This is a genomic window from Gracilibacillus xinjiangensis, assembly GCF_042651765.1.
Classification (GTDB): Bacteria; Bacillota; Bacilli; order Bacillales; family Amphibacillaceae; genus Gracilibacillus; species Gracilibacillus xinjiangensis.
Genome location: NZ_JBHSDT010000008.1, coordinates 1052919 through 1076648, shown reverse-complemented (window position 1 = coordinate 1076648; position 23730 = coordinate 1052919). Strand labels below are relative to the sequence as shown.

Genomic DNA, 23730 nt, shown 5'->3' with positions numbered 1-23730 from the left:
AATTGAGGATTAAATTAGAATATCTTTAGCATAGATAAAATGAATTTTTGCTAGTAGTACAGAATTAAAAACATAATGAAACAGATGATAGATACAACAAACTTTAACGATGTAATACAACATCCTTATCTCCATAATAAAAATATAGACTAATTGTTGCAAAGTGTTTGACCTAAACCGTTCAATAAGCTAAACTATACTTGAGCAAAAATTGTACCAATATTATTTAGCAAAACATATATAACAGATTATATATGAAGTGGTTTGATTATTTTTTAATTAAATTGGGTATAGCAATAATAATGACTTTGGTACAGAATTTTTAATCTTTTGGGAAAGCTAATTTTGATAAATTAATTTTGGATTTAGAAAGGAAGAGGTGAATTTTTTGAAACGTACAATTGAAAACATTGAAGAACAGTTCGAAACGTTTCAAATTCTGAATGAAGAAGGAAAAATTGTTAATGAAGACGCAATGCCTGAACTTTCAGATGAAGAATTAAAAGAGTTAATGTATCGCATGGTTTATACAAGGATCCTTGACCAACGCTCTATCGCACTAAACCGTCAAGGTCGTTTAGGTTTCTATGCACCAACAGCAGGGCAAGAGGCATCGCAATTAGGTACACAATTTGCTCTTGAAAAAGAGGACTTTATTTTACCTGGTTATCGTGATGTTCCACAGATAATATGGCATGGCCTTCCATTATATCAAGCTTTTCTATTTTCTCGTGGACACTTCCATGGAAATCAATTCCCTGAAGGTGTTAATGCATTAAGCCCGCAAATTATTATTGGTGCACAGTATACACAGGCTGCTGGTGTAGCAATTGGTATGAAGAAGCGTGGCAAGAAAGCTGTTGCTATTACTTATACTGGTGATGGCGGTACATCTCAAGGTGATTTCTATGAAGGAATTAACTTTGCGGGTGCTTATGCTGCTCCGGCAATTTTTGTTGTGCAAAACAACAGATTTGCAATTTCGGTTCCTGTTGAAAAACAAACTGCTGCTAAGACATTAGCACAAAAAGCAGTAGCAGCAGGTATTGACGGAATACAAGTGGATGGTATGGACGTTTTAGCAGTTTATGCTGCAACAAAACAAGCCAGAGAACGTGCAGTAAATGGTGAAGGGCCGACACTAATTGAAACATTAACATATCGTTATGGTCCACACACAATGGCTGGTGATGATCCTACGCGCTACCGTACAGAAGATATGGATAGCGAATGGGAGAAAAAAGATCCAATCGTTCGTTTCCGTAAATTCTTAGAAGAAAAAGGTTTGTGGTCTGAAGAAGAAGAAAATAAAGTAATTGAAAAAGCAAAAGAAGAAATTAAAGCAGCAATTAAGAAAACAGACGAACAACCAAAACAAAAAGTAACAGACCTTATTAATAATATGTATGAAACACTTCCAGCTCACTTGCAGGAACAATTGGAAGAATATCAAGCAAAGGAGTCGAAGTAAATCATGGCTCAGATGACAATGATTCAAGCAATAACTGATGCTTTACGTGTTGAACTTAAAAATGATGAAAATGTGTTAGTATTCGGGGAAGACGTCGGTCAAAATGGCGGGGTTTTCCGTGCAACAGAAGGATTACAAAAAGAATTCGGTGAAGACCGTGTTTTCGATACGCCATTAGCTGAGTCTGGTATTGCGGGTATCTCTTTTGGTTTAGCAACACAAGGATTCCGCCCAGTACCTGAAATTCAATTCTTCGGTTTCGTTTATGAAGCAATGGATGCTATCAATGGGCAAATGGCTCGATTACGTTATCGTTCAGGTAATACAATGAATGCACCAATTACAGTTCGTTCACCTTTTGGTGGGGGTGTGCATACACCAGAACTTCACGCAGACTCATTAGAAGGTCTTGTAGCACAACAACCAGGTTTAAAAGTGGTTATCCCTTCAGGTCCTTACGATGCTAAAGGATTGTTGATCCAATCTATACGTGATAATGACCCAGTAATATACTTAGAGCACATGAAGTTATATCGTTCTTTCCGTGAAGAAGTACCAGAAGATGAATACACAATTGAATTAGGGAAAGCAAATGTGGTACGTGAAGGTAATGATGTAACATTAGTAGCATATGGTGCTATGGTTCATTCTGCATTAAAAGCTGCCGAAGAACTTGAGAAAGACGGTATTGATGCAGAAGTTATTGACCTGCGTACAGTAATGCCTGTAGATTTCGATACAATTGTAAAATCCGTAGAAAAAACAAATCATATGGTAATGATTCAAGAGGCACAACGCCAAGCTGGTATGGCTTCATATATCATTTCAAATGTACAAGAACGAGCTATCTTACATCTAGAAGCACCAATTTTAACAGTTGCTGCACCAGATACAGTTTATGCATTTACTCAAGCTGAAGAAGTTTGGTTACCAAATTACCAAGATATTATTGAAAAAGTAAATAAAGTCATTAACTACTAAAATTAACAGAGACGGGAGGTCACCAAAATGGCTTTTGAATTTAAATTGCCGGATATCGGTGAAGGTATCCATGAAGGTGAAATCGTAAAATGGTTCGTAAAAGCTGGTGAAGAAATTAAAGAAGATGATGTACTTTGTGAAGTACAAAATGACAAAGCGGTTGTTGAAATTCCTTCCCCAGTTGATGGAACAGTTAAAGAAGTTCATTTTGAAGAAGGTTCTGTTGCAACAGTTGGTGAAACAATTATCACAATTGATGCAGAAGGATATGAAGATGCCGGATCAACAGAACAACCGGAAGCAGAAGAGAAAGACGCACCAAAAGAAGATACTAAGAAAGAAGACAAATCGCCAGAAGCAAAAGCAAAAGAAACGGATGATACATCAGCTAAAGACCCTAATAGTCGTGTAATTGCGATGCCATCTGTTCGTAAATATGCTCGTGATAATAATGTAAACATTACGGAAGTACAAGGTACAGGGAAAAATAACCGAGTACTAAAAGATGATGTGGATGCATTCTTAAATGGCGGTCAATCAGCACCTGCTGCTAGCGAGAAGAAAGAAGAAGCTTCTTCTTCTGAACAAACTTCTGCAGCTGCAACAGTTCCAGAAGGTGAATTCCCTGAAACTCGTGAGAAAATGAGTGGAATTAGAAAAGCTATCGCAAAAGCAATGGTTAATTCTAAACACACTGCACCTCACGTAACACTGCATGATGAAGTGGATGTAACAGAATTAGTAGCACATCGTAAGAAATTCAAACCAATTGCTGCTGAACAGGAAATCAAATTAACATACTTACCATATGTGGTAAAAGCACTTGTTTCTGCATTAAGTAAATATCCAATCTTAAACGCATCAATTGATGATGCTACAGATGAAATTGTTCAAAAACATTACTACAACATTGGAATTGCTGCAGACACTGAAAAAGGTCTGTTAGTACCAGTAGTGAAGAATGCTGATCGTAAATCTGTTTTTGGTATTTCTTCTGAAATTAATGAATTAGCAACAAAAGCTCGTGATGGCAAACTTGCTCCAAATGAAATGAAAGGTGCTTCTTGTACTATTTCAAACATTGGATCAGCTGGTGGCCAATGGTTCACACCTGTTATTAACTATCCGGAAGCGGCGATTCTAGGTATTGGACGTATCGCTGAGAAACCAGTGGTTAAGGATGGTGAAATTGTCATTGCACCTGTACTTGCATTATCATTAAGCTTCGATCATAGAATCGTTGATGGTGCAACAGCGCAAATGGCATTAAATCAAATTAAACGATTATTAGCAGACCCACAATTAATTATGATGGAGGGGTAAAAAATGGTAGTAGGAGATTTCCCGATTGAACTAGATACTCTTGTTGTTGGTGCAGGTCCCGGGGGATATGTAGCCGCAATTCGTGCAGCACAAACTGGTCAAAAAGTTACTGTTGTAGAAAAAGGCACTGTTGGTGGTGTATGTTTAAATGTTGGATGTATTCCATCTAAAGCATTAATTCAAGCTGGACACCGTGTAGAGTATGCACATGGTGAAGATACAATGGGAATTAAAGCAGAAAATGTATCTGTTGATTTTTCTAAAGTTCAAGAATGGAAAGCATCAGTAGTAAAAAAATTAACTGGTGGTGTGGCAGGTCTACTTAAAGGTAATAAAGTTGACCTCATTAGTGGCGAAGTTTATTTTGTAGACAAAAACACAGTGAAAGTAATGGATGATAAAAATTCTCAGACTTATACTTTCAAAAACTGTATTATCGCTACTGGTTCTTCACCAATTGAATTACCATCATTTAAATACTCTAAACGTGTACTTGATTCTACAGGTGCACTAAACTTATCAGAAATTCCTAAAAAGCTTGTTGTTATCGGTGGTGGCTATGTTGGTACTGAATTAGGTACAGCATATGCAAACTTTGGTACGGAAGTAACAATCCTTGAAGGTATGAAAGATATCTTAGGTGGATTTGAGAAGCAAATGAGTGCACTAGTTAAGAAGAAATTGAAGAAAAAAGGTGCAACAATTGTTACGGAAGCAATGGCTAAAGGTGTGGAAGAGTCAGAAGATGGTGTTAAAGTAACATATGAAGCGAAAGGTAAAGAAGAAACAGTGGAAGCTGATTATGTACTTGTTACTGTAGGTCGTAAAGCAAATACTTCAGATATTGGCTTGGAACAAGTTGGAATTGAAATGGATGACCGTGGTCTTATCAAAATTGATAAACAATGCCGTACAAGTGTAGATAATATTTATGCAATTGGGGATATTGTTGCAGGACCACCGCTTGCTCATAAAGCATCTTATGAAGGTAAAATTGCTGCTGAAGCAATTGCTGGAGAAAATGCAGAAATTGATTATAATGCAATTCCAGCTGTTGTATTCTCTGACCCTGAGTTGGCATCAGTCGGCTATACAGAACAAGAAGCGAAAGACGCAGGATATGATGTTGTTGCATCTAAATTCCCATTTGCAGCAAATGGCCGTGCGTTATCACTTAATGCAAGTGATGGCTTTATGAAGTTAATTACACGTAAAGAAGATGGTCTAATTATTGGTGGACAAATCGCTGGTCCTAATGCTAGTGACATGGTTTCTGAAATTGGTTTAGCTATTGAAGCTGGCATGACGGCAGAAGATTTAGCTTTAACTATTCATGCTCACCCAACACTAGGAGAAATTACAATGGAAGCAGCGGAAGTTGCGATGGGAACACCAATCCATATTGTAAAATAATTTAAAACAAAGAGTCTGCAATTTGCAGGCTCTTTTTAATAAGAAAGGGAATAAGTGCTTGTTATGAATAAGGAAGGAGGAAGAATAATGAAATACGCATCTCGAATATTTCTTGTTATTTTATTGCTGTTTTTAGTGGCTTGTAATGAGGAAAAAAACGGAGAACCAGTAGATAGTCAGCCAGTTGAAGAAGCAGAAGAAGAAGCGAACCCAGGTGTGGAGGTAATGGAAGAAGAAACTCTCGAGGAACCGAGTGGGGAAGCGGATGCTGGAAATGAGAAAGAAGTTGCTCACACTCAGTCTGCACAAGAGCCATTATATGAATTAACTGATTCATGGAGCATAGTGCCAATCGAAGAAGGTACGAACGAAAAAGTAGTCCTTTTGACATTTGATGATGCGCCTGAACAATATGCTTTAGAAATGGCTAACACATTAAAAGAACTTGAAGCACCGGCTATATTTTTTGTTAATGGACATTTCCTTGAAACGGAGGAACAAAAAGATATATTAAAACAAATTCATGGAATGGGCTTTGAAATTGGAAACCATACATATAATCACTCACGATTAACCGAAGTGGATGAAGCAACTCAAGAAGAGGAAATTCTTTCACTTTCCACATTAATCGAAGAGATAATCGGAGAGAAGCCAAAGTTTTTCCGAGCTCCCAATGGGGCGAATACCGAATTTGCAGCATCATTAGTTAAAGAAGAGGGTATGTTATTAATGAACTGGACCTATGGCTATGACTATTTTGAACCATACATGGTTGCAGACAAACTTACGGAAGCAATGATAACAGGTAAAGGACCAGAAGTAGATGTCCCTTACTCGTTACTAAAACCGGGAGCAAACCTTTTAATGCATGATAGAGAGTGGACAGCTGAAGCACTTGCTGATATTGTCAAAGGTTTAAGAGAACAGGGGTATGAAATAGCTGATCCTGCTGCAATAAAATTACCTTAAATATAATGAAGAGCTGTGAGATTCACAGCTCTTATTTAAATGCTTTATGTTCCCTTATCACTCGAATCGTATTCAAAGTTGTATCATGCAAGCCTTGAACAGGCAAACTAGAATCTAAGTTATTATATATATATTGTAAGTTTTCTTCTACAATGATTTCGCCCGGAATAAAGATTGGGATACCTGGAGGATAGACCATAATAGATTCCGCACTAATACGTCCTGCTGACTGCTCTAATGGTATAATCTCATAATCTGCATAAAAAGCGTCTCGTGGACTAACCGCTAAAACAGGGATTTCAGGGACATGTACAACTACTTGATTTTCCTTACCTGCTGATTCAAAATTATCAGCTAAATGTTTAAGTGCTTGTATTAGATAATTTATCTCTTTTTCACCATCTGCTGGTGTAAGAATGCATAAAATATTATACATATCAGACAGCTCAACTTCGATCTGATAGTTTTCTCTTAACCATACTTCCACATCATGTCCTGTAATTCCTAAATTCTTCACTGAAATAATTACTTTTGTAGGATCATAATCATAAGTAGCCTCAGTACCTAATAGTTCCTCTCCAGGGCAATATAAGTTAGATATATTATTAATCGTATTCCTTAATTTATTGGCTAAAGCAATTGTTTTTGTTAGCAAATCATAACCATTTTTAGCTAAATGCTTTCTAGCCATGTCAAGCGATGCTAGTAAAATATAAGAAGTTGATGTTGTTGTCAACATGGACATAACTGCTTGAACACGTTCATGATTTACTAGTCCGTCACGTACGTTTAATACCGAACTTTGTGTTAATGATCCACCTAATTTATGAACACTAGTTGCCGCCATATCCGCTCCAGCTTGCATCGCAGAGACAGGTAATTCTTCATGGAAATGGATATGAACTCCGTGTGCTTCATCAACTAAAACCGGAATATTGTACTGATGTGAAACGGATACTATTTGTTTCAGGTCTGCTGCGATACCAAAATAGGTTGGATTGATCACAAACACTGCTTTAGCATCTGGATTTGCAGCTAAAGCTTTTTCTACAGCATATGGTGTAATACCGTGTGAAATCCCTAGCTTATGGTCAATTTCCGGGTGGATAAATATTGGAATTGCCCCAGAGAATATAATTGCAGAAGATACTGATTTATGAATATTACGCGGGACGATTATTTTATCGCCAGGTTGGCAAACACTCATAATCATAGTTATTATTGCACCACTAGTACCTTGTACCGAGAAATAAGTAAAATCAGCTCCAAAAGCTTCTGCAGCTAATTCTTGTGCATGTTTTATCATTTTTTGCGGGTGATGGAGGTCATCTAATGGCTCAATATTAATTAAATCAATTGCTAACGCATTTTCTCCAATAAAATCTCGAAATTCTGGATCCATGCCTTTCCCTTGTTTATGACCAGGGATATGAAACATTGTAGGTTTCGAATCAATATGATTCTTCAACCCACTAAAAAGTGGTGTATCATTTTGCGTATACATCTATGTGTAGTACTCCTTCTTTTTTGAAAAATATAAAACAAGACGTATTATAGCAAATCCATGACTGAATAGCTAGCTTTAATTATGACATATTCAGCGTTAATCTTGTTTCCAGTTAGAAAAAGATTTAGTGTCGAAAATAGTATAGCCTAACTTTTTCTCGCGTAATCATACATATTTATAGTTTTCCATGATACAATAAATATAGTTATCATTATAAATGGGGTGGAATGATTGAATTACAGTTATCCATTAGATGATAGTTGGTCAACGGGAGAAATTGTAGATGTTGTCAATTACTATTCTATTATTGAGAGGGCTTATGAGAAAGGGATAAAGCAGCAGGATTTAATGCTTGCATACAACCGGTTTAAACAAATTGTCCCATCTAAAAGTGAAGAAAAACAGCTGGACAGAGAATTTGAAAAACAATCAGGGTATGTACCATATCGCGTAATAAAACATGCAAGGGAAAAAAATTCTGGTGATATAATAAAAATGAAATAAAGCGCCCATTTTCTATGGGCGCTTTATTATATTTCCATTGAGGAAAGGTATAGTGGTGAGACTGTTCTAAAAGTTTCTTTAATTTCCTTAACTAGTTTATTGCCATCTAAAACAATAGGATCATTAACATTAAATCTCTGTCCAATTAAGAATTCACCTTTCTTTACTTTTTTAAATCGCTCTAATGCTTTTGCTATATCTGTTGAAGATATTGGTTGTGCTTCGTTTTTCATATGATCTAATGAAATATAGTAATGATTTGGAATGGTTGCTTTAATTGCCTCCATATCCTGAAGGAATTTGGATGCGATTTCTGCTTTATGGGGTAATTCATAGATATAAGCCAACCAAATAAATAAGTTATCATGCCATAGACCGATTTGAAAATGGGGATGTTTTTTGTACCCTCGTTTGTTATGGCAATAGGCGGACCATGTGTCTTTAGGAGGATTAACTGTTCTTCGTGCATGTTTTGCAATATGAAGATGCATCTCTCTTCCAACTATCTCTTCTAAGTCGGGATTCACAAGCTCGTGTATGGCACGAAATTTTGGTTGAATTCTTTCCTGTATTGCACTCATTCTTTCATCTAAACCTTCAATATAAAATGTTTCAAAGTCTTGTTTATCAAATCCATTGAATTGCATACTACTCATCCTCTTTATTTAATATCATTATAATATTATATTAATTATAATGTAATTGCAATAGAAGTGATTGTTTTTCAAAATTTTGAATCTTTGTTAAAATAGGAAGTATTCTATAAATAGGAATGGAGGAAAGGCAATGGAAAAAGCCATCCGACAGAAAATATTTGAAAACGCAAAAGAATGGGTATATGAAGCTGGTGAAAAGATTCGTGAGCATATGCAAAGACAGTTTCAAATTGATACGAAATCAAATCCCAATGATTTAGTAACAGAAGTAGATAAAGCTACAGAGCAGTTTTTTGCTGAAAAAATTAAAAACACTCATCCTGATCATAAATTAATTGGTGAAGAAGGTTATGGGGATAAAGTAGAAAATGTGGATGGTGTAATTTGGATAATTGATCCAATTGATGGAACAATGAATTTTGTGCATCAAAAACGGAATTTTGCTATATCAATAGGGATTTATCAAGATGGAATAGGAGAAATTGGTTTAATTTATAATGTAATGGAAGATGTATTATATACTGCATTAAAAGGTGAAGGGGCTTATCGTAATCAGGATAAATTACCATTGCTAAGCGATAATGTTCAAATAGAAACAAGTATAGTTGGAATGAATAGTATATTAGCATGTGAGAATAAGCGGGTTAATGAGAAAAAAATACAGCAATTAATAAAAGATTGCCGTGGAACAAGGTCATATGGTTCAGCTGCATTAGAATTCGCGTTTGTTGCTGAAGGAATAATGGATTGCTATGTAACAATGAATCTAGCACCATGGGATTTTGCTGCAGGTTACATATTAATCGAAGAAGTAGGCGGCAAAACAGTTCAAGCAACTGGAGATCCGGTAAATCTTTTAACAAATAACACTATCATCACATGTAATAAGCAAATATATCAGGATTTAACCAATTATATAGAATTTAAATAAGTTTCTGGGGATTATTCGGCACCTTGAAAAGTCGGACTTATCATCCTCTGAAAGAAAATCACTTTCCTGAGGGCATTAAGACACAACCTATCCTGAATGTCTTCATATTGCCCTTATTTGGTTAACATTCTAAGTACAACAACTGCAACTGCGATTTTCTTTAATAGAGCAGATGTTGTACTTGCAGCCTGGTTAAAAAGCAAGGGCATTGTCCGAAGTAATTGATAGGACTGATTCTAAGAGGATACAGGAGTAACTAGATTCGTAGTTTATGTTAGATCATAAAAGAAAAACCGGACGATAATCGAATGAAAGGAAAATTCGACTATCGTTCGGTATTTACTTTGGTTAAAACACTTTCGTCCCAGCTCATTTTGCTTCTTTTCTTTTTAGTGAAATTCCATAGCCCATTATTAGGAATCCTATTACTATGGAAAACACTATGACCCATATACTTTTAAGGGCTATCCCAACACCTGCAGCAGAAAAAGAAAAAATGACTAATATAGCAAGAATTAGTTTGAACCATTGTATATTATTCATCATTTCACCTCAACTATTTTCTATTTTTTACTAGCATAACATATTCTTATTTAGTATGATAGAATTTGTGGATATAATTTATGGAGGTTTATCATGCAAAATACTGTCATTGAAGTTCCAGATAATTTGTGGCCGATTGCAAATTTTTTCATGCAAGGGTTGGGTAGTGAAGTTAATCTAGCGAATGAAGAAGAAATGGGATTACTGATTAGAGGCTTTTTTTTCTTATATGTAACTGTTGTTATTTTAGCTATTCTAGCATATAAATTTGGTTTTGCTAAAAGATTGAGTCCGTTAAAATCTATGGTAGTATATATATTATTATTTATTGGCATGTTTTTTCTTACTTTAATTTTTGGTTTGAATCTTCCGCTTGCTGAAAGTCTATTTATTATCGCAATTGTTATGGGTGTGTATCGATTAAGGTTACATCAGGAACGAAAAAATAATTAAAATGAACGGGTTGGTATTAGTTGATAACCAACCGTTCATTTTTTTATGAAAGAAATTCATCTTCAATTATCTCTTGTTTATATAATTTAAATCTGCCTGTTTTATGTCTTTCCAATGTTTTAATTTTAATCCGTTCATTACATTTTGGACACATATATGTGTGAATCAAGCGATTCCTCAACTTTTTTGCTTCTGGACTATCATTATCAATACGATTAATTCCATCACACATTACACATTTTACACGCATAAGTCACCTCTAAATTTTATCAAAATCTATCTGTCTCTATATTGTAACATAAATTAAGTGTTTTAGCTTATTTAATCAGGGTATATTAACAATAGATACCAAAGAAAGGATGGGGTTTAAAAATGGGTAAAGGAAAAATGGCGAATATTATTGGAGGAGCAGCTGTTGTAGGTTTATCGTTTGTACTAATGGATAAAACAAAGCGAAGAAATATTAAGAGCAAATTTAAGGAGATGTCTAACACTATTTCCAATAAAGATAAAAATAATAATGATAACAGTTTACCGGTAGATGAAGCAGGAGACCCTGGAAAACAAGGTATTCAGAATTCAAACATGGTTGCTGAAGGTTCTCAGTTCGGTGTTAACTATTATAATAAAACAAGGCAATAACAAAAGGATCGTTATTTAACGGTCCTTTTGTTGGTTTGATTGTTCATCAGTAATTTTCTCTAATTCTTGCTTATTTTTTTCATCTAACATTTGTTTGTTTTGGTCAATATTTTTTGTTTGCTTTTCATTAATAGGCAATTCTGGCATTAAACGACCTGTAATATTGGCGAGTTCTTCTGTTATTGCTTCTATTGGATGACCTTCTTGTATTTTGGTACTCATCCCTTTCATCCGTTCATAAAAATCCGGATCTGCTACAACAATGGCATTTTCTCCAGAGGGATCATGTTGTAATGCCTCAAGAACTGAGTATTTAATTGATCCAACATGGGAGCGATCTAACCCATCATTTACATCAATACTGACAATCGCTCCTCTATTAGTAATCAAAGCTGTCGCATTGTCTACATTAGGGACGCTCTTGGCAAGGTTAGCAAGATATTGAGCCCTATCTTGGTTATCTAGTGGTTCTAATTGTTCAGGATTCGAATTCTTTACTTGGACTACTCCATTATTGTTCGGAGACGCACTATTTTGATCATTTTGCTGACATCCGGTAATTAAAATAAGTGATGACGCAAAGATGAATAAATATTTCATCAACTTTCCCCCCTTCGTTGTTTATCATTATTCTCTGTAAGCAAACGAAAATTATACATAAACAATGAAAAGGAGGATAGATTAATCAATATAAATTTCTTTTATATTTTTAATGGGTTTATCTTTGTTCGACCCATCACTGAAATAGAAATAGGCGGGTCCATCTTTTACAATTTGCTTCCCGTCAATGGCAAACTGTAACAAACCTTTTAGCAATTGGTCAAGTGAGATATCGAAAGTATCTTGATCTGTTTTCAATGTTGCTTTTGAAGCACTTTCATTTACTTCTGCATTTTTAATAAAATCATAAATTGGCATAACGTACGAATTATTGAGTAATTCATTTTTATTAAATTTTTTGATACTGTTATGTACTTGCGGCTTCACTCGATTACTGTCCTGTCCAGAGAACTCTTCACTTATTCCCTCTATTTTGTTGGAATTAAAGGCATCCTTCAGCAGTATTTTTCGATCATCGAAGATCCAGACACTAGGGTCTAAGGTTATAGGATATTTAACTTTTCCTTTAATTTGAATAATCATTTACATCACCTCATCTATAAGAATAGCAGACTATAATAAAAAATGCATTAATAGGCAGGAATGATAATAGAATAAATTAGATGGTTTTCTTGGATTACCTTGCAATTTAACTATTTTCACGATAAAATTAATAATAGAAGTTTTTTTATTATCGGAGGGGATTTCTTTGATACCTGATGTGGCTGTAAGTAAAGAAGAGCAAGCATATGCCCTTCTAAAAGCAGATGCAGATAAAATATTGCAATTGATCAAAGTTCAAATAGATAATTTAACGATGCCGCAGTGTCCTCTATATGAAGAGGTGCTTGATACGCAAATGTACGGGTTATCGAGGGAAATTGACTTTGCTGTACGTTTAAATCTAGTAGATGAAAATGATGGAAAAAAGTTACTGGAAGATTTAGAGCGGCAGTTGAATGTATTACATGAAGCTTCACAGAAATTGTAGGTTTTAAAAACTTTGCCATGTTCGGCAAGGTTTTTATTTTGGCTAAATAATCCAGTTTAATTGGATAGATTTATCTATACTATAAAAATATTTTAATATGATAAACTATAATTGATAAAGAAGATATAAAGAGGTATCGATATGAAACTAAATCGTAAAACATTTGATTTTTTACTTATGTTCCCGCCATTATTGCTAGCAAGTTTTGGTATTGTAATGATCTATAGTGCAAGTATGGTTACTACATATATTGCTGATCAGCCAGCATACTCGATGATGTTAAGACAGTTGGTCTGGTTTGGTATTGCCACCATCGCATTCTTATTCGCGTGTTTCTTTAATTATAAAATATACCAGAAAATGACGAAAGTGATCATATTAATATTAGCTATTTTATTAGTAGCTGTTATGTTATTCGGGAAAGAAATTAATTATTCGAAATCCTGGTTATATATAGGTCCATTTTCCGTACAGCCATCTGAGTTTGTTAAAATCGGTTTAGTAATGTATTTAGCCTCTGTTTATACAAATAAACAAGAATATATTGATGATTTCTTTAAAGCAGTTTTACCCCCATTAGTTATAACCAGTTTATTGTTAGGATTAATCATCCAGCAACCCGATATAGGAACAGCAGGGATTATCTTTTCTATTGCTTGTGTTGTTATCTTTAGTTCAGGTATTAAGTTTCGCCACTTATCATTATTAATTGGTGTTGGTGCTATTTTAATAGTTGCTTTAGGTTTTCATATGATGACTGATGAGAAGATATCGCGTTTTACTGGAGCTTACCAGCCTTTTGCAGATCCTGAACATTCCGGATATCAGCTGATTCAATCATATATAGCAATTGCGACTGGTGGCTTATCGGGAACAGGTATTGGACAAGGGATTCAGAAACTAGGCTATTTAACACAAGCAGAGAGTGACTTTATCATGGCTGTCATATCTGAAGAACTTGGAATATTTGGGGTGTTGTTTGTTATTGTTTGTATTGCTGTAATTGTGATAAGAGGATTTTTTATTGCAATGAAATGTGAAAACAAGTTTGGCAGTTTACTAGCAATTGGAATTTCAGCAATGTTCGGTATTCAGACAATCATTAACTTAGGTGCAATAAGTGGATTGTTACCAATAACAGGTGTGCCTCTCCCATTTGTAAGCTATGGTGGAACATCATTATTAGTATCATTATTCTCAGTGGGTGTATTAAATAATATAGCAAGACATGTTAATTATAATCGGTATCAAGAAAAGGTAATTGAAACAGAAGATGATAGGGTAGAACATACGAAAATACAAAATGGGAAGGTAAGTCGAAATATTAATTATGCAAATAGCAGAAAAGCAAGGCATTAACTATGCCTTGCTTTTTTATTTCTAATAACGTATATAAATCCTGAAGAAACTCATCTTTTCACACTTCGATAAGAGAGAAGCAAAAAATAGCATAAAAGACCAAAGAATAACGTGATAATTAAGGCATGTAATAATGCAATGATTAGATTAACCTTAGTAAAGATAATAAGTGCACCTAATATTACTTGTATAGAAATTAGCACCGTCTGAATGAACCAGCCTTGTTTCATCACTTTTACATTCGGGTAATGTTTGTTTATAACTAAATATAAAATCCAAGTCCAAATAAATGCTATTCCCGCTAGCAGCCTGTGTCCCATCTGTACCCATTGTCCTAGATGATAATCAAACTTCATTGGAGCACTGTTCACACAAAAGGGCCAACCGGAACAAGCCAAACTTGAGTCTATATGCCGAACCAATGCGCCAGAATAAACGACAACCATTAGATAAATGGTTAAAAGGATAAATTGTTTACGAATAAAAGGTTTAATGACAAGAGATTCGGCGTCAAATTTCTGATCAATCTCAAATATTAATATTGTTAAAAGCAGTACAGCTGCAAAAGAGACTAAAGAAATACCGAAATGCAATGCTAAAACAAAATCAGATTGTGACCATAGTACAGCAGCAGCACCTATTAACCCTTGAAGCACTAAGAAAAATATCGAGATAAATGCTAGAAATTTTGTTTCTCTTATATGACCGATTTTGATCCACGAGAAAATCGACAGTAATAAAACAAATATTCCTGCGAGTCCTGAGACCATCCTGTGGCTTAATTCTATGAACATTTCCATTGACCACTCGCCATAACAGAATGGCCAATTCGCACCACAGCCCATCCCGGATTCTGTTTTTGTAACAAGTGCACCACCAACTAAAACAAAAATCATCAATAATGTTGAAATGATGGATAAAACCTTAAGTCCTTTAACCATGATTACACCTCATCATATAATTCTTTTTTCGAATTTTTTATTGGAATATGTAAAACGCTTGCCAAATACAAATAAGTTGTGCTAGAAATAAATAGTATATTTTTTCTATCAATCAATTTTACAAAATCCAACCTATTATAACAAAAAAAGACTTGTAAGTGTGTATACGAAACAAGATAATTAAATTGTTCACAAAACTGTCAAAATTCCAAAACAATAATAAAGTTGAATAGCGAAGCGCTTCAATCCATGTTACAATAACATTGCAAAATAACAATGGTACATAATGTCTAAAAAAATAGAGAGGAGGTAGCAATTAGTTGGATAAAATAGAGCTCTCAACAAATGAACCGATATTCCAGGCTCAATCTGGCGGATATTTGTTTAAATGGTCAGATTTAAAAGAAATTATGAAAATTGGTATTATAAATTCAAATACGATGACTGCTTTCGCCGGTTTTTGGCTAGCTCTTTATTATACTGGTGCCTCCTTCTATTTGAATTGGCATATATTATTGGTATGTGTTATTGGTACTGCTTTTGTGATTGCAGGTGGATGTGTGATCAATAACTATTATGATCGGGATATTGATCAGAAAATGCAACGAACTAAATTAAGACCAACAGTTACTGGTGCAATAGATTTACAACATGTATTGATAATAGGAGTGGCATTTACTTTTGTAGGTATACTAATTTTATCGCTGGCTTCTTTTCAAACAGCAATAATCGGCTTCGCCGGCTGGTTTAGTTATGTGGTACTTTACACAATCTGGTCAAAAAGAAGGTATACAATTAATACAGCAATTGGCAGTTTATCTGGAGCTATACCTCCATTGATTGGCTGGTCCAGTGTGGATCATAATTTACATCCAATTGCATGGATCCTATTTCTACTTATCTTTATCTGGCAAACTCCACACTTTTTAGCCATTGCAATTAAAAAAGTGGAGGATTATCGTGCAGCGAATATCCCCATGTTACCAGCAGTACATGGATTTGCCATTACAAAAAGACAAATGATTGTTTATGTAGCATGTTTGTTACCTATACCATTCTTTTTATATGGGTTAGGGTATATTTTTGTTATTTTAGCTTCTATTTTGAACATCGGCTGGTTAATCCTTGCAGTAAAAGGACTTTCTAGTAAAAATAATGATTTAAAATGGGCAAATCAAATGTTTATTTATTCTTTAGTCTATTTAACCGTTATCTTTTTTGCTATGATAATAATATGCTTACCTACAACACTTTTTTAACTTACTTCGTAAGTAGAACTTGATTCTTTCAAGTTTTTCTAATAATATTCAAAAGTTTATTTATAGAAAGAGAGGTATAAAGATGAAAGAATGGATGGGAAAAATCCGAAATCTGTCCTTATTTACTCTAATGTTGTTGCTTCTTTCTGCATGTGGAAAAGATAATTTAACAGCATTAGTGCCAAAAGGTTATGGGGCAGAGGAATCATTAAGAGTCATTATTATTACCATTACAGTAATGATTGTTGTGTTTGTAGTGGTTATGGCGATCTTCGTATATGTATTAATGAAGTTCCGTCAAAAGAAGGGTCAGGAAAACATGATCCCGAAGCAAACGGAAGGTAATAAAACCTTAGAGATTGTTTGGACAGTTATCCCGATATTGTTACTTATTATTATTGCTGTACCAACAATTGCAGTTACATACAATTTAGCTGATGAAACTGAAAAAGAAGACAGCATAAATATTAATGTAACAGGAAAACAATTTTGGTGGCACTTTGAATATCCTGAAGAGGAGATTCAAACAAGCCAAGATTTATATATTCCTGTCGGTCAAAAAGTGTATCTAAATATGTTATCGAGTGATGTTATTCACTCATTTTGGGTACCTGCGCTTTCGGGTAAAATGGATGTAAATCCAGATAATGAAAACACAATGTTCATTGAAGCCTATGAAGAAGGTGTGTACTGGGGGAAATGTGCTGAGTTTTGTGGTGATTCTCACTCGCTAATGGACTTTAAAATTGTCGTCGTTAGTCAAGAAGAGTATGACCAGTGGGTTGCTGATATGCAAAATGTAGATCCTGAATTCGTACCAGAATCAACTACAGCACAAGAAGGAAAAGCACTTTTTGAAGATAGCTGCCTAAGCTGTCATGCTGTCGGAAACACACCATCAGTTGGTCCAAACTTATCCAACTTCGGTGACCGTACAATGATCGCAGGTGTTCTAGAACATTCGGAAGAAGAGTTAGTAGAATGGATTCTGGATCCGGCATCTAAAAAACCAGGTAACGGGATGTTAGATGCTCCATATTTACAAGATGATAGTGTTAGTGAAGAGGATGCAGAGAAAATTGCAGAATATTTATTGCAATTAAAAGCATCTGAAATTAATCCAGATAGTGCAGAATAAATATATTTGGTTAATTGAAAGCAAGAGATAAAAAAGGGAGGTTAACTCACCGTGAGTACAATGGTAGCTACTAATAAAAGAAGCTTCGGCTCAGTTTTGTGGGATTACTTAACAACAGTTGACCACAAAAAAATTGCCATATTGTATCTGGTTGCAGGTGGATTCTTTTTCATAATTGGTGGATTAGAAGCTCTAGCTATCAGATGGCAATTAGTCAAACCTATGAACGACTTCGTTAGTTCGGGCTTTTATAATGAGTTAATAACAATGCACGGAACGACGATGATTTTCCTGGCTGCAATGCCTTTAATTTTTGCCTTTATGAATGCAGTCGTACCTTTACAAATAGGTGCACGAGATGTTGCATTCCCATTTCTGAACTCATTAGGTTTTTGGTTATTCCTATTTGGAGGAATTATGCTTAATGTCGGTTGGTTTACAGGTGGAGCAGCAGATGCAGGTTGGACAGCATATGCACCATTATCTACAACATCACCAGGTGAAGGTGTAGACTACTATGTTTTAGGATTACAGATTTCTGGTGCTGGTACATTAATTGGGGGGATCAATTTCCTTGTTACAATTGTAAATATGCGTGCACCAGGAATGACTTTCATGCGTATGCCACTGTTTACTTGGACAGCTTTTGTTGCAAGTGCACTTATTTTATTTGCATTCCCTGCTTTAACAGTAGGACTATTTCTAATGATGTTTGATCGTTTATTCGGTTCAGGGTTTTTTGATCCAAACATGGGTGGTAATGCCGTGATTTGGCAACATTTATTCTGGATTTTTGGACACCCGGAAGTATACATTTTAGTATTGCCTGCTTTTGGTATATTCAGTGAAGTTATTTCAACATTCTCTAGAAAGAGACTGTTCGGATATTCTGCAATGGTTTTTGCGACGGTTTTAATTGGTTTCTTAGGATTTATGGTATGGGCACACCATATGTTCACTGTAGGTATGGGCCCAGCAGCCAACTCTATTTTTGCTGTGGCTACAATGGCGATTGCGATACCTACTGGTATTAAAATCTTTAATTGGCTATTTACAATGTGGGGCGGAAATATCAAAATTAATACAGCAATGCTTTGGTCGTTAGGTTTTATACCAACTTTCACAATAGGTGGTATGACTGGGGTAATGGTTGCAGCCGCATCTGCGGACTATCAGTTCCATGACAGTTACTTTGTTGTTGCACACTTTCATTATGTTATTGTTGGTGGGGTTGTTTTTGGATTATTCGCTGGAACACATTACTGGTGGCCAAAAATGTTTGGGAAAATTTTAAATGAAACTTTAGGAAAAGTAACATTCTGGCTTTTCTTCGTCGGGTTCCATTTGACATTCTTTGTTCAACACTTCCTTGGTTTAATGGGTATGCCGAGAAGGTATTGGGTGTATTTAGAAGATCAAGGGCTGGATTTAGGTAATGCAGTTAGTACATCCGGCGCATTCTTAATGGGAGTTGGTACGATTGTATTACTTTATAATATAATCATTACTTCAATAAAAGGGGAGAAAGTGGGTTCTGATCCATGGGATGCTCGTACACTTGAATGGGCAATTCCGTCACCACCACCTTTCTATAACTTTAAGCAATTACCATTAGTTCGTGGTTTAGATCCATTATGGATTGAAAAAACAGAAGGCAGAAAAAGTATGACCCCTGCAGAACCACTGGGTGATATTCATATGCCAAATAACTCTTTCTTACCATTTTTGATGTCATTAGGATTCTTTATTGCCGGCTTTGGGTTCATTTATCAAAAATATGACATTGTATGGTTAAGTCTTGTATTTATTGGAATGGGAATTGCTTTAGGTTCTATGCTTACAAGATCATTAAAAGATGATTTGGGTTACCATATTCATAAGGAAGATTTAGTAAAGGAGGCTAAGGAATAATGAGTGAACATGATGTATTAGATACGAAGAACATGCCTCTGAATCCTGAAAAAGCCACCTTGGAAGGTAAAAATAAATTTATCGGTTTTTGGTTTTTCCTCGGGGGAGAAACAGTTTTATTTGCAAGCTTATTTGGAACATACCTTGCACTAAATAATTCTACAAACGGTGGTAGTTCATCTGAGGAATTATTTGGTTTAGAGTTAGTTTTCATTATGACAATGTTGCTCCTTACTAGCTCGTTGACAAGCGTGTATGCAATGTATCACATGAAAAATAATGATTTTAAGAAAATGCAGATATGGTTAGCTATAACTGTTGCACTAGGTGTTGGATTCCTATGTTTTGAGATATATGAGTTTTATCACTATATTCATCATTATGATTTTACAATGCGTTCTTCAGCGTTTGGATCTGCGTTTTATACATTAGTTGGTTTTCATGGCGGCCACGTCGTATTCGGTTTATTATGGATTGTAACTCTGATGATTAGAAATGCAAAGCGTGGGTTAAACTTATACAATGCACCAAAGTTTTATATTGCTAGCCTTTATTGGCACTTTATTGACGTTGTATGGGTGTTTATCTTCACAGTAGTATATCTAATGGGGGTGTTGTAGGAAATGGCAGATAAAGATTCTCTACATCCAGCACAGTTAGATTATGAAAGACAAAAGCGCAAGGATGAAATGAAACAGCAAGTAATCACTTTCGCGTTAATGATTATTTTTACTATTATTGCATTTTCTATGGTGATGGCAGATCTCAATGAATTATTTGTCATTCCAGTAATAGTAGTATTGGCAGCAGTACAAGTTGGCTTTCAACTCTATTACTTTATGCATATGAGTCATAAAGGACATGATATGCCTGCTTTTATGCTATATGGTGGTATCTTAGTTGCATTTTTTACAATCCTTGCATTAGCTGCATTGGTTTGGTGGTAAAATAATGAAGGACCTGTGAGATAATTTCTCCTTATTCCACAGGTCCTTATTTTATTGCTGTAACAATTACTTTGCAGTTCACCTAACTGTTCATGTTCAACAAATTGTTGAATTTAAGTTGCTTAATTCCTTTTTAATTAGTAGTTATTCCGGTATAATGATAATGATGTATTTGAATCGATAATGGAGTGATTATCATGTGGCAAGATTTACAAATTTTTGGTTTTAGAGCACTTTGGAGTCCGTATTATGCTTTATTTATTTGCGTTTTAGCAGTCGCGTATTTTTTTCTATTCTTAAAACGAAAAGATCAAAAAAGAGCTTCTGTAGCCCAAGCTGCTTATTTTTATTCTGGTATTTTGTTGCTTTATTTTATTAAAGGATCGCCAGTAGATTTGCTTTCACATATTATGTTTACAGCACATATGGTACAAATGGCACTTTACTATTTGTTATTTCCGATACTTATTATAAAAGGACTTCCAAAATGGTTATGGGAGAATATATTCCATCTACCTATAATAGGTAAAATTTTAAGTTTGCTAACTAAACCACTTATTGCATTGATATTATTTAACGGGTTATTTTCATTGTACCATATTCCGATTATTTTCGATTTTGCGAAGGGAAATGAAATTGCACACGCAGTAATCACAGTATCTATCCTGATCGCTGCATTTTTGATGTGGTGGCCAATTTTTACACCAATAAAGCAAATGGACAAGTTGTCTCCTCTTTTAAAAATTGGTTATATTGTTGCCAATGGGGTGTTGATTACACCAGCCTGTGCCTTAATTATTTTTGCGACAACCGGCATTTATAATACTTATGGCGCTAGTGGGGGATGGATTCAAGCATTGGCGTTATGTGTCCCTGCAGAGATTCTGGACAGTTTATCCCTAAGTGGTCCTGAAATGTTTTCACCAATGGGCCTTTTAGAAGATCAACAGTTAGGTGGAATTTTAATGAAAATTACGCAGGAAATAATCTATGGAATATTACTTGCAAGGATATTTTTTCCATGGTTTAGAAGTGGAGAAAATAAAATTGATCCACTGCCTGTACATGAGTAAATTTGTAACAATGCTATCATGTTAATTTATTGGTTTCTAAAATAGAAAACTTAATCTGGATTTAAGAAAGGGAATTATAATGCATTTACTACCAACAATTAGTACATTTTTTATTGTTTTAAGTGCGGTATTTGTTGCCATAGGCTGGCGTCAGATTATTAAGAATAATTTCAAAGCACACCGAAAAGCTATGTTAGCTGCTGCTTACAGTGCTTTGGTTTTTTTTATCATCTATATGTCCAGAACGATTTTTATCGGTAATACAAGTTTCGGTGGACCAGATGAATGGAAGATCTATTACACGATTTTTTTAATTTTTCATATTTTTCTTGCAACAACTGGTGCCATTTTTGGTGTAATAACATTAATATTGGCGTTCAAGCGGAAGATTAAGAAACATAGAAAGATAGGTCCAATTACAAGTATTATTTGGTTTGGTACTGCAATCACCGGGGTCGCGGTCTATATTTTGTTATATATATTGTATGATGGCGGTGAGACAACAAGCTTAATCAAAGCTATTTTAGGTACATAAAAAAACTACCTTACGAGGTAGTTTTTTTATATCTTGAAATTCCACTTAATAATACCAGCTTCTTTTGCTGAATTAAAGGCGATGACAAGTAATGGTCCTACAATAAATCCAAGAATACCTAATAATTGAAGTCCAATATACATTGCAATTAGAGTAGCAAGTGGTGATAAACCAATATGCTTACCCATAACTTTAGGTTCGACTGTACGTCTGATGGCAAGCAAAATGATTGCTAGTACTGAAAGCTGAATCCCTATAAATGGATCACCAGCAATTAGCATATACAATGCCCAAGGTCCTAATATAGCGATAGAACCAATAATAGGAATGAAATCTATTATCCAGATAAACAGTGACATGATGAGCGCATATTCCGGTACGATGATCAATAAACCGATAAGCGAAACAACAAATATAATAATACTCACAAGAAATTGTGCTTTGAAAAATCCAAATATTACATAAGATAATCGTGTATTCATAAATTTTACTTTCTCTGCAGTTTTGTCCGTTAAATGTTTGTATATATTTGCTTTAAGTCTGGGGATTTCTAGCATGAATAAGAATAATGCAATTAAGTAAACAATTAAGCTTACAATTAATTCTGGAATAAAACTGGCTACTTGTGCTATTCTATCAAAGTTAAGAAAATCTTTTAATTGATTGCTTAGGTTCTTCATTGTTTCTTCAAACTCGTCGACCACTTTGTACATTAATTCGTCTGGAATATCTGCTGTAAAATGATCTAAGTCTGATTCCCATTCTAACATTTGATCATTAATTTGTACGATATAGTCTGGTACATTTTCAGCGAAATTCACAACTTGTGTAACTGTTTTTGTTACAGCGAATGTTCCAATAATACTAAAAATTAAAATGAACAAAAGAAAAACGATCGTTACCGCTAATTTTCTATTTATTTTCAATTTATTAATAAACCATCTGATAAGAGGGTTTAATATTAAGGCAGTGAAAAATGATAAGATCAATGGAATGGATACAGGCAATATAAAGTAACCAATTACTAATAGAAAAACAATTATTAAGATTAACTTCCAATATTGCTTCGTGAAATTCTTCATTAAGTTATGTTCGGACTCCTTTCCACTATGAGAGACAGATATACTTGTGTCTTTTTAAAAAAAACGGCTGTAGGAGTACAGCCGGATATGTATGAAATTAGAATAAGTTTATTTAGCAAATGGTTCGATATTAGTTTTTGCATTCTGAATGATGCCTGTAGCTCGTTTAACAAGAGTTTCAGGAAATTCTTCATTTTCTCCATATTCAATCCCGTGGGGATAGTAATGTTTACCTAAAAGCGGTGTTAATAATTTAATAACTGCATCCCCTTTGTCAACATCGCCTTCTACTGCATAACCCTGTACTCTGATATAATATGTAATGTTTTCCTCTGGTGAACCAACTTTATAATCATATGTTACGCGTTCATAATCCCATTGTGATGCACGGACAAAGTTAGCTTTCTCCATTCCATTATCTAATGGTTTTAAATCAACTAATAAATCTTCTATTCCTGTGTCTAAAATCTTCAAAATATTCACCCCATCTAATATTTTCAC

The 23730-nt window shown here is 34.7% G+C and carries 27 protein-coding genes; 18 read left to right on the top strand and 9 right to left on the bottom strand.

The annotated features are described in order from the left end of the window. Positions 1-388 precede the first annotated feature (388 nt). The 5 genes from pdhA to ACFOY7_RS16715 all read left to right on the top strand — a co-directional run bounded on the left by pdhA (position 389) and on the right by ACFOY7_RS16715 (position 6157). Positions 389-1471, top strand: a complete 1083-nt coding sequence (gene pdhA, locus ACFOY7_RS16735; RefSeq protein WP_390253626.1) for a pyruvate dehydrogenase (acetyl-transferring) E1 component subunit alpha — start codon at positions 389-391, stop codon at positions 1469-1471. Positions 1472-1474: 3 nt separating this feature from the next. Next, positions 1475-2452, top strand: a complete 978-nt coding sequence (locus ACFOY7_RS16730) for an alpha-ketoacid dehydrogenase subunit beta (RefSeq protein WP_390253625.1) — start codon at positions 1475-1477, stop codon at positions 2450-2452. 27 nt (positions 2453-2479) lie between these two features. Next, positions 2480-3775, top strand: a complete 1296-nt coding sequence (locus tag ACFOY7_RS16725) for a dihydrolipoamide acetyltransferase family protein (RefSeq protein WP_390253623.1) — start codon at positions 2480-2482, stop codon at positions 3773-3775. Between the two features lie 3 nt (positions 3776-3778). Then, positions 3779-5188, top strand: a complete 1410-nt coding sequence (gene lpdA, locus ACFOY7_RS16720) for a dihydrolipoyl dehydrogenase (protein WP_390253621.1) — start codon at positions 3779-3781, stop codon at positions 5186-5188. Positions 5189-5275: 87 nt separating this feature from the next. After that, the gene (locus ACFOY7_RS16715) at positions 5276-6157 is read left to right on the top strand and encodes a polysaccharide deacetylase family protein (RefSeq protein ID WP_390253619.1); all 882 of its coding nucleotides are present in this window, start codon (positions 5276-5278) and stop codon (positions 6155-6157) included. A 31-nt stretch (positions 6158-6188) separates the two neighbouring features. Here the strand turns inward: ACFOY7_RS16715 and ACFOY7_RS16710 are convergent, their stop codons facing one another. Further along, positions 6189-7661: an aminotransferase class I/II-fold pyridoxal phosphate-dependent enzyme gene (locus ACFOY7_RS16710; RefSeq protein ID WP_390253618.1), complete on the bottom strand. Its 1473-nt coding sequence runs from the start codon at positions 7659-7661 to the stop codon at positions 6189-6191. Positions 7662-7895: 234 nt separating this feature from the next. Here ACFOY7_RS16710 and ACFOY7_RS16705 point away from each other — a divergent pair, with 234 nt between their 5' ends. Further along, on the top strand, positions 7896-8168 hold the full coding sequence (locus tag ACFOY7_RS16705; RefSeq protein ID WP_390253616.1) for a UPF0223 family protein: 273 nt from the start codon (positions 7896-7898) through the stop codon (positions 8166-8168). A 26-nt stretch (positions 8169-8194) separates the two neighbouring features. Here the strand turns inward: ACFOY7_RS16705 and ACFOY7_RS16700 are convergent, their stop codons facing one another. Further along, positions 8195-8815: a DUF1054 domain-containing protein gene (locus tag ACFOY7_RS16700; protein ID WP_390253615.1), complete on the bottom strand. Its 621-nt coding sequence runs from the start codon at positions 8813-8815 to the stop codon at positions 8195-8197. A gap of 139 nt (positions 8816-8954) precedes the next feature. Between ACFOY7_RS16700 and ACFOY7_RS16695 the strand changes: the two genes are divergently transcribed. Next, entirely contained in the window at positions 8955-9755 is an 801-nt protein-coding gene (locus ACFOY7_RS16695; protein ID WP_390253613.1) for an inositol monophosphatase family protein, read from the top strand. Between the two features lie 369 nt (positions 9756-10124). Here ACFOY7_RS16695 and ACFOY7_RS16690 read toward each other — a convergent pair whose 3' ends face one another. Next, a complete protein-coding gene (locus ACFOY7_RS16690; RefSeq protein WP_390253611.1) occupies positions 10125-10298 on the bottom strand; it encodes a DUF5325 family protein in 174 nt (57 codons plus the stop codon). Positions 10299-10391: 93 nt separating this feature from the next. Here ACFOY7_RS16690 and ACFOY7_RS16685 point away from each other — a divergent pair, with 93 nt between their 5' ends. Then, positions 10392-10751, top strand: a complete 360-nt coding sequence (locus ACFOY7_RS16685) for a YlaH-like family protein (RefSeq protein ID WP_390253609.1) — start codon at positions 10392-10394, stop codon at positions 10749-10751. Between the two features lie 43 nt (positions 10752-10794). On the opposite strand, the gene ACFOY7_RS16680 is transcribed toward ACFOY7_RS16685, so the two are convergent. Next, positions 10795-11001 (bottom strand): YlaI family protein, encoded by a 207-nt coding sequence (locus ACFOY7_RS16680; RefSeq protein WP_390253607.1) that lies wholly within the window; start codon positions 10999-11001, stop codon positions 10795-10797. A gap of 122 nt (positions 11002-11123) precedes the next feature. On the opposite strand from ACFOY7_RS16680, the gene ACFOY7_RS16675 reads away from it, so the two are divergent. Continuing rightward, positions 11124-11393 carry a hypothetical protein gene (locus tag ACFOY7_RS16675; RefSeq protein WP_390253605.1) on the top strand — a complete coding sequence of 90 codons (270 nt, stop codon included), beginning with the start codon at positions 11124-11126 and terminating at the stop codon, positions 11391-11393. 15 nt (positions 11394-11408) lie between these two features. On the opposite strand, the gene ACFOY7_RS16670 is transcribed toward ACFOY7_RS16675, so the two are convergent. Next, entirely contained in the window at positions 11409-11993 is a 585-nt protein-coding gene (locus ACFOY7_RS16670) for a YhcN/YlaJ family sporulation lipoprotein (protein WP_390253603.1), read from the bottom strand. Positions 11994-12074: 81 nt separating this feature from the next. Next, complete coding sequence (locus ACFOY7_RS16665; protein WP_390253601.1) at positions 12075-12536, bottom strand: hypothetical protein; 462 nt, start codon at positions 12534-12536, stop codon at positions 12075-12077. A gap of 166 nt (positions 12537-12702) precedes the next feature. Here ACFOY7_RS16665 and ACFOY7_RS16660 point away from each other — a divergent pair, with 166 nt between their 5' ends. Together ACFOY7_RS16660 and ACFOY7_RS16655 are read left to right on the top strand one after the other, a co-directional pair. Further along, a complete protein-coding gene (locus ACFOY7_RS16660; RefSeq protein WP_390253599.1) occupies positions 12703-12984 on the top strand; it encodes an Fpa/YlaN family protein in 282 nt (93 codons plus the stop codon). Positions 12985-13125: 141 nt separating this feature from the next. After that, a complete protein-coding gene (locus ACFOY7_RS16655) occupies positions 13126-14343 on the top strand; it encodes an FtsW/RodA/SpoVE family cell cycle protein (protein WP_390253597.1) in 1218 nt (405 codons plus the stop codon). A 50-nt stretch (positions 14344-14393) separates the two neighbouring features. On the opposite strand, the gene ACFOY7_RS16650 is transcribed toward ACFOY7_RS16655, so the two are convergent. Further along, on the bottom strand, positions 14394-15284 hold the full coding sequence (locus ACFOY7_RS16650) for a COX15/CtaA family protein (protein WP_390253595.1): 891 nt from the start codon (positions 15282-15284) through the stop codon (positions 14394-14396). 320 nt (positions 15285-15604) lie between these two features. Here ACFOY7_RS16650 and cyoE point away from each other — a divergent pair, with 320 nt between their 5' ends. From cyoE to ACFOY7_RS16615, 7 genes are all read left to right on the top strand, one after another. Further along, complete coding sequence (gene cyoE / locus ACFOY7_RS16645; RefSeq protein WP_390253593.1) at positions 15605-16543, top strand: heme o synthase; 939 nt, start codon at positions 15605-15607, stop codon at positions 16541-16543. Between the two features lie 82 nt (positions 16544-16625). Beyond that, positions 16626-17681: a cytochrome c oxidase subunit II gene (gene coxB / locus ACFOY7_RS16640; RefSeq protein ID WP_390253592.1), complete on the top strand. Its 1056-nt coding sequence runs from the start codon at positions 16626-16628 to the stop codon at positions 17679-17681. A 60-nt stretch (positions 17682-17741) separates the two neighbouring features. After that, the gene (gene ctaD / locus ACFOY7_RS16635; protein ID WP_390254144.1) at positions 17742-19592 is read left to right on the top strand and encodes a cytochrome c oxidase subunit I; all 1851 of its coding nucleotides are present in this window, start codon (positions 17742-17744) and stop codon (positions 19590-19592) included. Continuing rightward, the gene (locus tag ACFOY7_RS16630) at positions 19592-20212 is read left to right on the top strand and encodes a cytochrome (ubi)quinol oxidase subunit III (protein WP_390253590.1); all 621 of its coding nucleotides are present in this window, start codon (positions 19592-19594) and stop codon (positions 20210-20212) included. Before ctaD ends, ACFOY7_RS16630 begins: the two co-directional genes overlap by 1 nt. Before the next feature lie 3 nt (positions 20213-20215). Beyond that, positions 20216-20539 (top strand): cytochrome c oxidase subunit IVB, encoded by a 324-nt coding sequence (ctaF, locus tag ACFOY7_RS16625; protein ID WP_390253588.1) that lies wholly within the window; start codon positions 20216-20218, stop codon positions 20537-20539. Positions 20540-20736: 197 nt separating this feature from the next. Beyond that, positions 20737-21612 carry a cytochrome c oxidase assembly factor CtaG gene (gene ctaG / locus ACFOY7_RS16620; protein WP_390253586.1) on the top strand — a complete coding sequence of 292 codons (876 nt, stop codon included), beginning with the start codon at positions 20737-20739 and terminating at the stop codon, positions 21610-21612. 79 nt (positions 21613-21691) lie between these two features. Continuing rightward, entirely contained in the window at positions 21692-22147 is a 456-nt protein-coding gene (locus ACFOY7_RS16615) for a DUF420 domain-containing protein (protein WP_390253584.1), read from the top strand. A 26-nt stretch (positions 22148-22173) separates the two neighbouring features. On the opposite strand, the gene ytvI is transcribed toward ACFOY7_RS16615, so the two are convergent. Both ytvI and ACFOY7_RS16605 read right to left on the bottom strand, forming a co-directional pair. Continuing rightward, entirely contained in the window at positions 22174-23229 is a 1056-nt protein-coding gene (gene ytvI / locus ACFOY7_RS16610) for a sporulation integral membrane protein YtvI (RefSeq protein ID WP_390253582.1), read from the bottom strand. Positions 23230-23337: 108 nt separating this feature from the next. After that, positions 23338-23703: a YugN family protein gene (locus ACFOY7_RS16605; RefSeq protein ID WP_390253580.1), complete on the bottom strand. Its 366-nt coding sequence runs from the start codon at positions 23701-23703 to the stop codon at positions 23338-23340. Positions 23704-23730: the final 27 nt, after the last annotated feature.